General features: G+C 68.7%; 12 protein-coding genes. 5 read left to right on the top strand and 7 right to left on the bottom strand.

Annotated features, from left to right (window positions below):
• Nucleotides 1-163: 163 nt before the first annotated feature.
• The gene (locus DOM33_RS09040; RefSeq protein WP_110668066.1) at nucleotides 164-904 is read right to left on the bottom strand and encodes an SDR family oxidoreductase; all 741 of its coding nucleotides are present in this window, start codon (nucleotides 902-904) and stop codon (nucleotides 164-166) included.
• Between the two features lie 224 nt (nucleotides 905-1128).
• On the opposite strand from DOM33_RS09040, the gene DOM33_RS09045 reads away from it, so the two are divergent.
• Entirely contained in the window at nucleotides 1129-1884 is a 756-nt protein-coding gene (locus DOM33_RS09045; protein WP_110668067.1) for a FadR/GntR family transcriptional regulator, read from the top strand.
• Between the two features lie 17 nt (nucleotides 1885-1901).
• On the opposite strand, the gene DOM33_RS09050 is transcribed toward DOM33_RS09045, so the two are convergent.
• Nucleotides 1902-2294, bottom strand: coding sequence for a gamma-glutamylcyclotransferase family protein (locus DOM33_RS09050; RefSeq protein ID WP_110668069.1), 393 nt, complete (start codon nucleotides 2292-2294; stop codon nucleotides 1902-1904).
• Between the two features lie 88 nt (nucleotides 2295-2382).
• A complete protein-coding gene (gene argE / locus DOM33_RS09055) occupies nucleotides 2383-3555 on the bottom strand; it encodes an acetylornithine deacetylase (RefSeq protein ID WP_110668071.1) in 1173 nt (390 codons plus the stop codon).
• A gap of 208 nt (nucleotides 3556-3763) precedes the next feature.
• Between argE and wrbA the strand changes: the two genes are divergently transcribed.
• Nucleotides 3764-4369, top strand: coding sequence for an NAD(P)H:quinone oxidoreductase (gene wrbA / locus DOM33_RS09060; RefSeq protein WP_110668072.1), 606 nt, complete (start codon nucleotides 3764-3766; stop codon nucleotides 4367-4369).
• A 170-nt stretch (nucleotides 4370-4539) separates the two neighbouring features.
• On the opposite strand, the gene DOM33_RS09065 is transcribed toward wrbA, so the two are convergent.
• Nucleotides 4540-7923 (bottom strand): AAA family ATPase, encoded by a 3384-nt coding sequence (locus tag DOM33_RS09065; protein WP_110668074.1) that lies wholly within the window; start codon nucleotides 7921-7923, stop codon nucleotides 4540-4542.
• A complete protein-coding gene (locus DOM33_RS09070) occupies nucleotides 7920-9155 on the bottom strand; it encodes an exonuclease SbcCD subunit D C-terminal domain-containing protein (RefSeq protein WP_110668076.1) in 1236 nt (411 codons plus the stop codon). Before DOM33_RS09070 ends, DOM33_RS09065 begins: the two co-directional genes overlap by 4 nt.
• A gap of 204 nt (nucleotides 9156-9359) precedes the next feature.
• On the opposite strand from DOM33_RS09070, the gene nfi reads away from it, so the two are divergent.
• Entirely contained in the window at nucleotides 9360-10109 is a 750-nt protein-coding gene (gene nfi, locus DOM33_RS09075) for a deoxyribonuclease V (RefSeq protein WP_110668078.1), read from the top strand.
• Between the two features lie 110 nt (nucleotides 10110-10219).
• Here the strand turns inward: nfi and DOM33_RS09080 are convergent, their stop codons facing one another.
• Together DOM33_RS09080 and DOM33_RS09085 are read right to left on the bottom strand one after the other, a co-directional pair.
• A complete protein-coding gene (locus DOM33_RS09080) occupies nucleotides 10220-11302 on the bottom strand; it encodes an alpha/beta fold hydrolase (RefSeq protein WP_110668080.1) in 1083 nt (360 codons plus the stop codon).
• 105 nt (nucleotides 11303-11407) lie between these two features.
• Nucleotides 11408-12310 carry an aldo/keto reductase gene (locus tag DOM33_RS09085; protein WP_110668082.1) on the bottom strand — a complete coding sequence of 301 codons (903 nt, stop codon included), beginning with the start codon at nucleotides 12308-12310 and terminating at the stop codon, nucleotides 11408-11410.
• On the opposite strand from DOM33_RS09085, the gene DOM33_RS09090 reads away from it, so the two are divergent.
• Both DOM33_RS09090 and tpx read left to right on the top strand, forming a co-directional pair.
• Nucleotides 12309-13004, top strand: coding sequence for a DUF1415 domain-containing protein (locus DOM33_RS09090; protein ID WP_110668084.1), 696 nt, complete (start codon nucleotides 12309-12311; stop codon nucleotides 13002-13004). The two genes, DOM33_RS09085 and DOM33_RS09090, sit on opposite strands and share 2 nt — an antisense overlap.
• A 105-nt stretch (nucleotides 13005-13109) precedes the next feature.
• Nucleotides 13110-13700, top strand: a complete 591-nt coding sequence (gene tpx, locus DOM33_RS09095) for a thiol peroxidase (protein WP_110668644.1) — start codon at nucleotides 13110-13112, stop codon at nucleotides 13698-13700.
• Nucleotides 13701-13840: the final 140 nt, after the last annotated feature.

Genomic DNA, 13840 nt, shown 5'->3' on the forward strand with positions numbered 1-13840 from the left:
GGATGCTTTTTGCAGGACCCAGGGGGCGCTGGATAAATAAGCGAGCCGAGTGAAGCGCAAGGCGCCCGGAGCACAGGAACCGGAGCCTATGGGATATAGGTGAGGATTCCGCGCACCGCGTAACACCGCGATTCCCCTGCGCAGCCATTTATCCTGTGTCTCCCTAGTTGGACCAGCCACCATCGATCATCTGAATCGTCCCCGTGATGAAGGCCGCGTCGTCGCTAGCCAGGTGGGTCGCCAGTGCGGCGATCTCCTCCGCCTTGCCGAGGCGGCCCATCGGCTGGCGGGCGATGAAGGCGTCGAACACGGCCTCGACGCTGCGGTTCTCGCGGCGGGCCTGCTCGGCGATGCGCTCGTGTAGCGACGGCGACTCCACCGTGCCTGGGCAGATGGCGTTGCAGCGAATGCCGCGGGTCATGAAGTCGGCGGCGACGGATTTGGTCAGACCGATGACCGCGGCCTTGGTCGTGCCGTAGGCGAAACGGTTGGGCACGCCCTTCACGCTGGAGGCGAGCGAGGCCATGTTGATGATGCTGCCGCCGCCGTTGTCGAGCATCGCGGGCAGGGCGGCGCGCAGGGTATAGAACATCGAGTCGACGTTGAGGCGCTGAGCGAGCGCCCACTGATCGTCGTCGCACTCGAGGATCGAACCGGCGGGAACGATGCCGGCGCAGTTGAACAGCGCGTCCAGCGGCGGCAGACCCTCGATCAGCGCCTTGACCGCCGCGGCGTCGGTGACGTCCAGCGCATGGCACTCGGCGCTTTCGAGGCCTTCGAGCTTGGCGGCGTCGATGTCGGTGGCGATGACCCGCGCGCCCTCGGCCAGAAACCGCTCGGCGGTGGCACGGCCGATCCCCTGGCCGGCGGCGGTGATCAGAGCGGTCTTGTGGGCGAGTCGCATGCGGTGGGCTCCCGGGCTGGATGTTTTGCGGTCGAAGGTCGCTATGGCTCTAATGGCGAGAGTTGGTTCTAATGTCTAAAGGCCTGACCTTTGAGTCGACTTTTATCCTGTGGCGGTAACCGGCCGCAAACCGCCAAACGTCTAATACCGCGGCAAAAGCGGGATAATTCGCCGATTTTTCCGACCTATGTCTAATCCCCGACCCGTATTCAGGAGACCGGTAGATGCCGATTCAGACCATTCGTGCCCAGCGGCTCTATCGTCAGATCGCCGATCAGCTGCTGGCGCTGATCGACCAGGGCGAATTTCCGCCCGGCACGCTGCTGCCGGCCGAGCGCGATCTCGCCCAGCAGCTCGGGGTGAGCCGAGCCTCGGTCCGCGAAGCGCTGATCGCGCTGGAGGTGGTGGGGCAGGTAGAGGTGCGCGTCGGTCACGGCGTCATGGTGCTCGAGCGCGACGAGAGAGTGCAGAGCTCGGTGATGAGCGAGGCACGGCGCAAGGAGCCTTGGGCGCTCGACCCGGAGTTCGATAGCGAGATCGAGCTCGATCTGGATCAGGAGATCCCGCCGTTTTCGCTACTCCAGGCGCGGCGCTACCTCGAGCCGGAGACGGCGGCGCTGGCCGCGCTCAACGCAAGCGACGAGGATCTCGCCGCGATGCGCGAAGCCTACGCCCGCAACGTCGAGGACAATCGTCACGGCGGACGCAATCAGGCGGGCGACCGGCTGCTGCACATCCGTATCGCCGAGGCCTCCGGCAACGCCGCCTACGCCATGACCCTCAAGCATCTGCTCGGGCATCAGTACGGCATGATGTTCCGTCGCCTGCAGGCGCTGTTCATGGCCACCGACATGCCCCGTGAGTCGCAGCGCGATCACGCCCTGATTCTCGAGGCGATCGAGCGCCGCGATCCGGACGCAGCGAGACGCGCCATGGAGGTTCATCTGGATCACGTGCTGCGGGTGTTCTTCGATACTTGAGGGCCGCGAGCCGCGCGTCACGCCGACGTCGGCCAGCCGCCGGCGCGTATGGCCGAGTAGCCGCTGACGTCCGGGTTGTAGAGATAAAGCCACGCCGGGCCGAACGCGGTGCGGTAAACGGCGCGGTCGTAGGTGCCCCGCTTCGGTGCTCTGACCCGGTAATCCTCCAGCCGGTCGAGCGCTTTCAGCCGGCCGGCGTCGACCCGAAAGACTTCGATCTCCACGCCGTTAGAGGGCTCCGCCTTCGCCCCCGGATAGGGGCCGATATCGTAGAGCGTCGCCGTGGTGAGCGTATCGGCGCCGACGAACTCGGCGTTCGCCAACCAGTGATGGTTGCGCAGGCCGCGCTTGAGCGTGCCGTAGACGGCGACCAGCGGCGTGTGCCGGATAGCGAGAGCGGGAGAGTGCATGGGGTCGGGTTCCCTTGAGAAGCGTCGGAGTCACGCACCGGCGAAGCGCCTGGCGAAGACTCTGGGTCGGAGACTACGACCGGCCGTCTCACTCGGCCAGCCGCTCACCGAGACGCCGCATGAAGCGCTCGCCGGCGGCCAGCTGGTCGACCTCGATGGACTCGTCGGGCTGGTGCGCCTGCTCGATGCTGCCGGGGCCACAGACGACGGTGGCGAGCCCTGCGCGCTGGAACTGCCCACCCTCGGTGGCGTAGGCGACGCCGCCGGTGTCGACGTCGGGATCGTCGAGCAGATAGCGGCAGAGTGTGAGCGCCGGTTCATTGTCGCGATCGGCCAATGCCGGCACGGTCTCGATCAGCCGCTCGGTGACGATCGAGACCTCCGGCGCGCGCTGGCGAAGTTCGCCCTCCAGCGCCGCGGCGAACTCGGAGAAGCGCGCGAACAGCGCCTCGAAGCCGTCGCTCGGCAGGTGGCGAATCTCCCAGTCGAAATGACACTCTCGCGCCATGATATTGATCGCCGTGCCGCCCTCGATGGTGCCGACGTGCAGGCTCGAGTGCGCCACGTTGAAGACGCTCTCCAGCGCCCCCTCGTCGATCAGCTCCTGCATGATGCCCTCGATCTTGCTGACCAGCTTCGCCGCCACGTGGATGGCGGAGACCCCCTGGTAGACCTGGCTCGAGTGCGCTTCGCGACCGGTCACCGTCGTGCGTAGCGTGGTGATGCCCTTCTGCGCGACCACCGGCTGCATGCGTGTCGGCTCGCCGATGATCACCGCCGCCGGCGTCGGCTCGTCGGCCATCAGCCGTTCGATCATGGTCGGGGCGCCGAGACAGCCGATCTCCTCGTCGTACGAGAACGCCAGATAGATCGGGCGGGTGAGCGCCATCGCCTGCCAGTTCGGCACCTCGGCCAGCGCACAGGCGAGAAAGCCTTTCATGTCGCAGCTGCCGCGGCCGTAGAGGCGGCCATCTCCGCCGTCGACCAGCTCGAAGGGATCGGTACGCCAGGGTTGGCCGTCCACCGGCACCACGTCGGTATGCCCGGAGAGCACCACGCCGCCGGCCACCGCCGGGCCGATTCGTGCCAGCAGGTTGGCCTTGCTGCCGTCGGCGTTGGCGATGCGCCGGGCGGTGACGCCGTGCTCTGCCAGATAGCGCTCGACGAAGTCGATCAGTTCGAGGTTGGAGTGACGAGAGACGGTATCGAAGCCGATCAGCTGCGCGAGCAGTCTGCGGGTGTGCGAGTCGAAGGCGGACATGGCGGTTCCTGGCAGCTCGGGTGTGTTAATAGCGTAGCGGCAGCGCTGGCGCCGACCAAGCCTGCCGCCGCGGGGTGGCGTTGTCCTCTTTCGCGAGAAGGAGCGTGATGTCGCATCGTTATCTGTCCCCGTCTAACCTGTGAGGGGTTTCATCCGCTCGCGGCTTGCCCGCGGGCGCAGTTCAGTTCATCGATGCGGGAGCAGTTTCATGAGCAAAGTCCTGGTTCTCTACTACTCGAGCTACGGCCACGTCGAGACGCTGGCCGAGGCGGTCGCCGAGGGCGCCCAGGGTGTCGCCGGTACCCAGGTCGACATCCGTCGAGTCGCGGAACTCGTCCCCGAAGAGCTCGCGGACAAGTCCGGCTACAAGACCGACCAGAAGGCGCCGGTGATCGACGACCCGGACACCCTGGCCCAGTACGACGCGATCATCGTCGGCACGCCGACCCGCTTCGGCAACATGGCCTCCCAGATGCGCAACTTCTGGGACACCACCGGCGGCGTCTGGGCCAGCGGCAAGCTGATCGGCAAGATCGGCAGCGCCTTCGCCTCCACGGCGACCCAGCACGGCGGTCAGGAGACCACGCTCACCTCGATGCACACGACGCTGCTGCACCACGGCATGATGATCGTCGGCGTGCCCTATACCTGCCCCGAACTCTCCAACATGGACGAGATCACCGGCGGCACGCCCTACGGCGCGACGACGCTGGCCGCCGCCGACGGCAGCCGCACCCCGAGCGAGAACGAGCTTGCCATCGCCCGCTTCCAAGGCAAGCACGTCGCCGAGCTGGCCGCCAAACTCGTCGGCTGAACGCGAAGGTCGTCGGCTGAACGCGAAGGTCGTCGGCTGAACGCGAAAGTCGGCCCACGAGGCCGGGCCGGCCGAAGGTCACCCCGCCGAGTCTCGAAACGACGAAACCCACGCCGCGGCGTGGGTTTCGTCATGTTGCGGGCCCCGTCTCCGGGGCCAGGCGTCGCCGTTCAATGCTTGGCGATCACCACGCGGCTGGCGCCGTTGCCGCGCGGTTCCACCCGGATCTGCAGCGGAATGCGCTCGTGCATCTCCTGCACGTGGGAGATGACGCCGACCCGGCGCCCCTGAGCCTGCAGGCCGTCGAGAGCGTCCATCGCCAGCGCCAGCGAGGTGGGATCGAGGCTGCCGAAGCCCTCGTCGATGAACAGCGACTCGATCTTGAGCTGGTGCGAGGCCATCGACGCCAGCCCGAGGGCGAGCGCCAGGGAGACGAGAAAGGTCTCGCCGCCGGAGAGCGAATGCACCGAGCGCTGCTCGTCCGCCATGTCACCATCCACCACCAGAATGCCCAGCTCGCTGCCGCCGCGATGGAGCCGGTAGCGGGGCGTCAGCGCGCGCAGATGTTCGTTGGCGTGGGTCAGCAGCCGGTCGAGGTTGTAGCTCTGGGCGATACGCCGAAAGCGTTTGCCGTCGGCGCTGCCGATCAGGCCGTTGAGCCGCTCCCAGCGGTTGACCTCGGCCTCGGCGGCTTCACGTTCGCGGGCGCCTTCGCGCTGCGCCTCGCGGCGGCGGTCGTCCTCGCGCAGGGCGTGCTGAGCCGTATCACGTGCCTCCTGCCGTGCCTGGCGCCGGGCGGTGAGTTCGTTCGCCGCGTTGCGCTGGGCGGCGAGGCGCGCATCCAGCGTTTCGTCGCTGGCCTCGCTCGCAAGCGCCGCGTCCTCGGTTTCGGCCAGCAGCCCCCGACGCTGACCGATCAGCGCCTGGCGGCGCTCGTCGGCGGTGATGCCGGCCGCCGTGCGCTCGCGCTCGGCGTTGTCACACCGTTCGCGCAGCTGGCGGTGGTCCGCCTCCGGCCACTCGAGCAGGCGGGTGAGCTCGGCGTCGTCGAAGTCGGGGTGGGCGCGGCGCCACGCCTGCCAGGCGTCGTCGAGTTCGGTGAATTCATGGCGATCCTCCTGCTGGCGCCGGGCGAGATGCTCGACCTGCTGGCGCGTTCGCGCCTGCGCCTGCTCGGCCTGCTGGAAGCGGCTCTGCAGCGTCTCGAAACGCTGCTGCGCCTGCTGACGGCGGGACTCCAGCGCCCGCTGCCAGCCATCGACCGAGGCGTGCTCGTCGAGGCGCTCGCGCAGCGCCATTGCACTGGCGTCGCGCTCGCGGGTCAGCTCGGGAATCGCTGCGTCCAGTGTCTCCAGCCGCGCGCGAGTGAGGGTCTGGCGCTCCTCGAGCTTGCCCAGCGTCAGCGTCTGCGCCTGGCGTTCGTGCTCCAGCGGCGCCAGTGCCTGATCGATGGCATCCAGCCGGGCCAGCCAGTCGCTGCGCTGCGTGAGCGTTCGTTGCGCCCGGTGCTCGGCCGCCTCGAGCCACCCTTGGGGATCGTCAGCGGCGCGAAGTGCGGCGGCCTGGTGGTGCCGGTCGAGCGCGTTCTCGGCGGCCTGGCGGCGCGGGGCGAGTGTCTCCCGCTGGCGCTGGCGCTCGGTCAGACCCTGACGACCGCTGCGCCAGTCGACGGTGAGCTGCTGGTGACGCTCCCGCGCGGCGTCGACGTGCGCGGCCTGGGTGTCGAGCTCCGTCTGCTCCTGGCGCTCCATGGCGGCGATCATCGCCTCGTCGGGGCGCGTCGGCGGCGCGTGTCGGTAGGGGTGTTCGCTGCCGCCGCAGACGGGGCAGGGCGTCTCGTCGTCGAGGGTCGCGCGCAGCCGCTCGACTTCGTCACTGCGTGCCGCGCGGCCGCGCGCCACCTGCGCCTCGACCTGCGCGGCCCGGGCCTGGGCCGCTTCCAGCGCGGCCTTGGCGTCCAACCCCTCGCGCTCCAGCCGCGTCAGTCGCGCCTGATCGTCGGCGATCTGCGTCTCGAGTGTCGTGTCTTCCGTCTCGAGCGTCGCCAGCGTCTGCCACGCCCGCGCCAACGCGTGCAGCGTCTCCTGCGCGTCTCGGGCGCGGTCGCGGCTTCGGTCGAGACGCGCCCGCAGCGGCGCGGTGTCCTCCGCCGCTGGGTCGCCGGCCGCGGGATCGCCCACGGCGGGGTCGCCCGCCGCGGGATCGCCCGCCGCGGGAACCTCATCTGACGCGTCGTCGCGTGCCTCGGCGTCCAGCTGCGCCCGGGCGCGTTGCTGAGCGCCGATCCTGTCTTCCAGCTCGCCGAGCGCGTTGGCCAGTTCGCGCTGGCGGCGCGCCTCCTCGTCGTTCGACGCCGAGAGCTGACGCTGCTCCTCGAGCTGGCCCTCGAGCTGTGCCTGCTGGCGATCGCGGGCGGCGAGCCACTGTCTTGCTTCTTCCAGGCGCGGCTGATCGGCCTGATAGCCGCGCTCGGCCTCGTCTCGGGCGTGTCGCGCCGTCTCCCGTTCGGGGGCGAGGGCGGCGCAGTCGTCATCGTGCCGGGAAAGCGTGTCGCGGGCGGCGCTCAGTTCGCGTTCCCGCGCGTCGAGCTGCCGGGCAAGGGTCTGTCGACGCAGTGCCTTGTCGCGCCAGGGGGCGATGGCGTCGAGGCGGGCGAGTGTCTCGCGCTCATCGGTCTGCGCCTGCCAGTTCGCCTCCGCCGCTGCCCGCGCGCGTTCGGCCTGCTGCCAGGCCTTTCGCAGCGTGGCCTCGCGTTCGAGCTCGGTGGTCTCGGCCTGATGGCGGGTGAGGATCGCATCCGCTGCCTGGAGCTCGCGCTCGCGATCCTGGGCGTCGCGCTCGAGCTCGGCGCGGGTTTCGGCATCGACGGGAAGCGCATCGGCGAGGCGGGCATCGATGGCCGCCTGTGCGGCCCTGGCGTCGCGTACTCGGGCGTAGGCGGCCTTCGAAATCGCCGAGTAGTGCTGGGTGTCGGTGAGCCGCTCGAGCAGCTCGCTGCGGGCGTTGTCGTCGGCCTTGAGAAACGCCGCGAACTCGCTCTGGGCGAGCAGCACGGCGCGGGTGAACTGCTCGAAGTTGAGCCCCAGCCGCTCGGGAAGCAGCCTGTCGAATTCGCGTTTCTGTGCGGTGAGTATGCGGCCGCTGTCGAGCTCGGCCAGCGACTGCTCGGCCTTCTGCAGGCTGCCGGCGACCTTGCCGCGCGCCCGGCGCACCGCCCAGCGGGCGCGATAGCGCTCGCCGTCGCGACCGACGAAATCCACCTCGGCGAAGCCGCTGGCACAGCCACGGCGCAGCAGCGTGCGGGCGTCGGCGGTGGTCAGCGTGTCGTCGCCGACGTCACCGATCTGCGAGTCCCGCGTCGGCGCCTGGCGCAGCCGCGGCGTGCTGCCGTAGAGCGCCAGACAGAGCGCGTCGAGCAGGGTGCTCTTGCCGGCGCCGGTGGGCCCGGTAATGGCGAAGAGTCCCTGATCGGCGAGCGGGGCCGTCGTAAAGTCGAGCTCGAACTGCCCGGCGAGCGAGGCGAGGTTCTCCAGGCGAATGGCGAGAATCTTCATCGCGGGCGCTCCTCGTCGGCGTCGCTCTCCTGCACCTGCTGCAGCAGAGCGGCGAAATCCCGTTCGACGTCCGCCGGCGGCGCTTCGCCGTAACGGTTCTGCCAGGTGCGAGCGAACACCTCCTGCGGGGTGAGGCTCTCGAGATCGACGCTGGCCGGGGCTTCGTCGCCGCCGGCGTTGGGGTAGCGGCTATGGATGCGTAAAAGCCGCAGCGGCTTGTCGCCGATGGCCGCTTCGATCCGCGCGCGCAGATCCGGTCTCGGGGTGTCGAGATCGACGCGCACCTCGAGCCAGGGCCAGCGCTCCCGGGGCAGGTCGGGCTCGGTCTCGAGGGCGGCAAGCGCGGCCTCGACCGTCTCGAGGTCGGCGGGGCCGACGCGAGAGAGCGCCACGTGACGCGGTATCGCCAGCGGCTCGATGGCGGCGACGCTGTCGTCCGCGAGCGTCACCTCGAGCACCTGATGCGGGTAGTGGCTCTCGCTGAAATCCAGCGGCAGCGGGGAGCCGCTGTAGCGGATGCGCGCCTCATTGACCTGCTGCGGGCGGTGCAGATGGCCGAGCGCCACGTAGGCGATGGCGGCGGGGAAGAGCGAGGCGGGCACCGACTCCTCCCCGCCGATGACGATGGGCCGCTCGCTCGCCTCCGATACCGCCGCGCCGGTGAGGTGGGCGTGGCTCATGGCGATCAGCGCCTCGCCGGGTTCGCGGCGCGCCTCGGCGGCGGCGAGCAGTTCGCGGTGGACCCGCTCGATCCCTTCCGGGTAGGCCGCGATGTCGCCGCCGGTGACCTCCGCCGGGCGCAGAAACGGCAGTGCCAGACACCACGCCCGGCGCTCGCCCTCGGCGTCGTGCAGCGGCACCAGCAGCCGCTCGGCGTCAAGCGTTCCGTCATCGAGCCAGAGAACCCGGCCGAGCGCGGCGGTGTTGAGGCGCTCGAGCAGCGGCCCGGGCAGCTCGATACGCGCGGCGCTGTCGTGGTTGCCGGCGATCATCACGATCTCGAGCTCGGGCAGGGCGGCGTGGGCGTCGACAATGAAGTCGTAGAGCAGCGCCTGCGAGCGCAGCGACGGGTTGACCACGTCGAAGACGTCGCCTGCGATCAGCAGCGCATCCGGGCGTCGCGCTTTCAGCGTCTCGAGCAGCCAGGCGAGAAAGGCCTGGTGCTCGGCATGGCGCTCCTGGCCGTGGAAGGTCTGGCCCAGGTGCCAGTCGGCGGTATGGAAGATCTTCAAAGCGCGCTCTCGAGGATGAAAGACGGGTGCATGGCGTGTCCCGGCTGATACTACCAGCCGGGTCGGCAGCGGCGGGGCCGCTGACGCCCGTGGCGGCAGTGTAACGTGGCCTCCGCAGAGTGACGACGCCGCGGTGGTCGCCTTCAACGCGGCGGACTACGCTTTCGCTTTTCCGCCGCCTTACGACCGACAGCGAGGTAAGTCATGGATGATGCGCGCACCGAGCCCCTTCACGACTGGGATCTCTCCGCCGAGGCGGCGATCGCCCTGCAGAAGCGGCTCGCCCCGCAGGTACGTCGGGATGACGCCGTCGGCGAGGTCGCGCTGATCGCCGGCATGGACATCGGTTTCGAAGACGGCGGTGAGACCACGCGGGCGGCACTGGTGGTGCTCGCTTGGCCGTCGCTTGCGCTGGTCGAGCAGGTGGTTCACCGCGAGCCGACGCGCATGCCCTACGTGCCGGGGCTGCTGTCGTTTCGCGAGATACCGGCGGCGCTCGGGGCGTTTGCCAAGATCGAGAGCCGTCCCGACCTGATCATGGTCGACGGCCAGGGAATCGCCCATCCGCGGAGGCTGGGTATCGCCGCGCATCTGGGGCTGTGGCTCGACCGACCGACCATCGGCGTCGGCAAGAGCCGGCTATGCGGGCGTTTCGGCGAGGTGCCGGAGACCCGGGGCGAGTGGACGCCGCTGACCGATCGTCGACGTGACGAGGACCCGGCGGACGCCGCCGTCGACGCCGACGGCCGGGTGATCATAGGCGCGGTGCTGCGCTCGCGGGAGAACGTCAAACCGCTGTTCGTCTCCGGCGGTCATCGCGTGTCGCTCGACACCGCGGTCTCCTGGGTGACGGCCTGTCTCGGCCGGACCAAGCTGCCGGAGCCGACCCGGCTGGCGGATCGGCTGGCATCGCGAAAGGGCGAGGTGGCGACCCGCGGGCAGCTGTCGCTGTGAGACAAGGCGAGGGTGTCGAAGAGCGCCCGACCGTTACCGGCCGGGCGCGATCGACTCCAGAGGGACGAGTCGAGAGTGACGAGTCGAGATCGTCGACTGGGTCTCGAGGCTCAGGCGTCGTCGAGGGAGTCGAGCCCTTCGAACAGCGCCTCGTGGAATCGCTCGGGCTCTTGAATGTGCGGCGAGTGGCCGAGCTCGGGGAATTCGACCAATTCGGCATCGGGGATACGCTCGGCGGCCCGCTCGCCCAGCACCGAGTAGTCGCCGAGGCGCTGCTTGACGTCATCCGGGGCGCGGCCCTTGCCGATGGCGGTATTGTCTTTCTCGCCGATCAGCAAGAGCGTGGGCACCTGGATCTCGCCGAACTCGTGGATCACCGGCTGAGTGAAGACCATGTCCGAGGTGAGCGCCTGGTTCCAGGCGACGCGCTCGCCGTCGGGGCCGGCGTACATCCCGGCGAGCATCTCCACCCACTGATCGAAGCGCGGCTCCCACTCGCCGACGTAGTAGGTCGAGCGCTGGTACTCGCGAATGCCCTCGGCGTTCTTGTTCTTCTCCGCCTCGAACCCCTCCTCCACGCTCTGGTAGGGCACGCCTTCGGCTTTCCAGTCCTCGAGGCCGATGGGGTTCAGCAGCACCAGCTGCTCGGTCTGCTCGGGATACATCAGCGCGTAGCGGCTCGCCAGCATGCCGCCCATGGAGTGCCCCATGACGGTGACGTCGTCGAGATCGAGGCTTTCGAGCAGGGCGTGGGTGTTGGCGGCGAGCTGATGAAAGCTGAACTGATACCCCTCTGGCTTGCTCGACTTGCAGAAGCCGATCTGATCCGGGGCGATGACGCGATAGCCCTCGGCGGTGAGCCGTTCGATGGAGTCCTTCCAGGTGCCGGCGCAGAAGTTCTTGCCGTGCATCAGGACCACGGTACGGCCGTTGGGCTCCGCTGCGGCCACGTCGAGGTAGGCCATCTGCAGTTCCTGGCGCTGCGAGGTGAGCGAGAAGCGCTCCACCGGATACGCGTACTCGAACCCCTCGAGCTCGCCGCCGTATTTCGGCGTCTCGGCGCGACTCTCCTCCTCGGCGTCGCTTGGCTGGGCGCTGGCGGGGCCGGCGGCGAAGAGGGCGCTCCCCAGCGCCAGGCCGAGAGCGGGAAGCCAGCCGGCGGCGGGCTTGATCGTCGAGGTGGTCGCGTCCATTCGAATCTCCTGTCGAAACGTCAGTGGGCATCGAGTGCAGCGGGCAGGCGACGAGCCGAGAGGCGCACGCCGCCACTTGTCATTCCATCCGTTTCCCACCAGAGCCTAGACGATATCCAGCGGCACCGGCCGGTCGGGGGCGGGAAAGGCGTCGTCGAGGCGGGCGAGGTCGTCCGCGGTGAGTTGGATCGACAGCGCCTCGGCGTTGGCCTCGACGTGGGCAAGCGTCGAGGCCTTGGGGATGGCGATCGTCGGGCGTTCGTCGTCGCTGGCGGTCGGCGCGCCGGTGCGAATGACCCACGCCAGCAGGATCTGCGCCGCGCTGACGCCGTGTTCGGCGGCGATCGCCTCGACCACCGGAGCGGTGATGACCTCGTTGCGCTGACGATCTCCCTGCGCCAGCGGGCAGTAGGCCATTGCCGGCAGGCCACGCGCCTTCAGCCACGGCAGTACGTCGACCTCGACCCCGCGGGAGCCGAGATGATAGAGCACCTGATCGGTGGCGCAGTCGGCAGCGCCGGGTAGGGATTCGAGCGCGCCGAGTCGCTCGGCGTCGAAGTTGGAGACGCCGAAGCGGCGAATCTTGCCCTGCTCTCGCAGTCGCTCGAACGCCTCGAACGTCTCCTCCAGCGGGATGCTGCCCGGCCAGTGCAGCAGATAAAGGTCGAGAGTCTCGATACCCAGACGAGCGAGGCTTCTCTCGCAGGCGGCGATGGTGCCGTCACGCCCGGCATTCCACGGGTAGACCTTGGAGACGACAAAAGCGTCATCGCGGCGGCCGGCAAGCGCCTGGCCGACGACCTTCTCCGCACCGCCCTCGCCGTACATCTCGGCGGTGTCGATCAGCGTCATGCCGTGATCCAGCCCGTGGCGCAGGGCATCGGCCTCTTGCGAGGCCGGCAGGCGGTCTTCGCCCATGTACCAGGTGCCCTGACCGATGGCCGGCAGCGTCACGGCCGGTTCGGTGGCGGTCGCAGGAAAAACGATATGTGGGGAAGAGAGGGGCATGGTGTCTCCAGTCACTCGAAGCGGCAAAAATCGGTATCCTCAGGCTGGCCGTCCGGCATCGGATTGGCAAATTCGCCGGCGCGCGGTTTGCCGATCTACCGGCCATCGAGTACCCGCCATCGACGAGGATTCTCCCATCGCTTCTACACCACACGCCGCTCCCAGCGAGACGCTGGCCCGCGACTGGCTCGCCGGGTTCGTGATCGGCCACGACATCTGCCCCTTCGCCGGGCGCGAGGTTCGCCGCGACGCCGTTCGCTACGCGGTGAGCGAGGGAGCGGAATTCGAGCGCTGGCTGCATGAGCTGGCCCAGGAGTGCCAGCGGCTCGACGCCGACCCCGAGATCGCCACGACACTGCTGATCTTCCCCCGCGGGCTCGAGGATTTCGAAACCTATCTCGATCTGCTCGCGCTCGGCGAGTCGCTGCTGACGTCGCTCGGCTACGAGGGTGTCTACCAGCTGGCTAGCTTTCATCCCGACTACGTCTTCGAAGGCGTCGGGCCCGACGATCCGGCCAACTTCACCAACCGCTCGCCCGAGCCGATGCTGCACCTGCTGCGCGAGGCCGAACTCGACAAGGCGCTTGCGCACTACCCCGACCCGGAGGCGATTCCCGAGCGTAATATGGCGCTGCTGCGGGCGCCCGGCTCGCCGGCACTGGCCGCAGCCCTGGCCGCGGATCGTCGGCGATAGAGGCGGGTCGCAACCCGTCTGAATTGCCTATGCTGTGACGGCGAGCCCCGCGACGATCGGGGCGCTGCAATATCCGTAAGTTCGAGCCAAGAGAGGAGTCGAATGATGCAGACCGTGACCCGAGCCGGCGAAGCCATCGATGTCAGCGGACGCTTTCTGGAGAAGGGCGACAAAGCGCCGCCGTTCACGCTGACCAACGCCAAGATGGAAGATGTCGTCATCGGCGACTTCGAAGGCAAGCGCAAGGTGCTCAACATCATCCCCAGCGTCGACACCGCCACCTGTGCGATGTCGGCACGCAAGTTCAACGAGTTCGCCAACGAACTCGACAATACCGTGGTGCTCGTGGTCTCGGCGGATCTGCCGTTCGCTCAGGCACGGCTTTGCACCGCGGAAGGCCTCGACGACGTCGTGACGCTGTCGTGCTTTCGCCATCCGGAGTTTCGCCAGCTCTTCGGCGTCTCGCTGGACAGCGGCGCGATGGCGGGACTCTGCGCGCGAGCGGTGATCGTGCTCGACGAGACCGATCACGTCATCCATGCCGAGCTGGTCTCCGAGATCAAGAACGAGCCGGACTACGACGCCGCACGGCAAGCGCTCGAGAGCGGCAAGGGCGCGAGCGATGGTGGCCAAGACGCGAGCGATGCGGGCCAAGACGCGAACGTCACGCGTGATGACGAGACGAGCCAAAGCTAGGCAATTCCCAGACCGAGCCTGGGTTTGCCGAGCGCGGGGATCGATGGTCTACACTGATTCGCGCATCCCTCGCAGCGGGCCGCTGAAGACCCGCTGCCATCGACCTGTCGTATCAGGTCAGTCGCATCAGACCAGAAGGA

Origin of the sequence: Salinicola halophilus (assembly GCF_003206155.1) — a bacterium.
In the GTDB taxonomy this organism is placed as follows: domain Bacteria; phylum Pseudomonadota; class Gammaproteobacteria; order Pseudomonadales; family Halomonadaceae; genus Salinicola; species Salinicola halophilus.

Excerpts from the sequence above, each read along its gene's own strand:
- DOM33_RS09085 (WP_110668082.1), bottom strand. The coding sequence starts at position 12,310 with ATGCCCCTCTCTTCCCCACATATCGTTTTTCCTGCGACCGCCACCGAA.
- DOM33_RS09050 (WP_110668069.1), bottom strand. The coding sequence starts at position 2,294 with ATGCACTCTCCCGCTCTCGCTATCCGGCACACGCCGCTGGTCGCCGTC.
- DOM33_RS09045 (WP_110668067.1), top strand. The coding sequence starts at position 1,129 with ATGCCGATTCAGACCATTCGTGCCCAGCGGCTCTATCGTCAGATCGCC.
- DOM33_RS09065 (WP_110668074.1), bottom strand. The coding sequence starts at position 7,923 with ATGAAGATTCTCGCCATTCGCCTGGAGAACCTCGCCTCGCTCGCCGGG.
- argE (WP_110668071.1), bottom strand. The coding sequence starts at position 3,555 with ATGTCCGCCTTCGACTCGCACACCCGCAGACTGCTCGCGCAGCTGATC.
- DOM33_RS09090 (WP_110668084.1), top strand. The coding sequence starts at position 12,309 with ATGGTGTCTCCAGTCACTCGAAGCGGCAAAAATCGGTATCCTCAGGCT.
- nfi (WP_110668078.1), top strand. The coding sequence starts at position 9,360 with ATGGATGATGCGCGCACCGAGCCCCTTCACGACTGGGATCTCTCCGCC.
- tpx (WP_110668644.1), top strand. The coding sequence starts at position 13,110 with ATGCAGACCGTGACCCGAGCCGGCGAAGCCATCGATGTCAGCGGACGC.
- DOM33_RS09040 (WP_110668066.1), bottom strand. The coding sequence starts at position 904 with ATGCGACTCGCCCACAAGACCGCTCTGATCACCGCCGCCGGCCAGGGG.
- DOM33_RS09080 (WP_110668080.1), bottom strand. The coding sequence starts at position 11,302 with ATGGACGCGACCACCTCGACGATCAAGCCCGCCGCCGGCTGGCTTCCC.
- wrbA (WP_110668072.1), top strand. The coding sequence starts at position 3,764 with ATGAGCAAAGTCCTGGTTCTCTACTACTCGAGCTACGGCCACGTCGAG.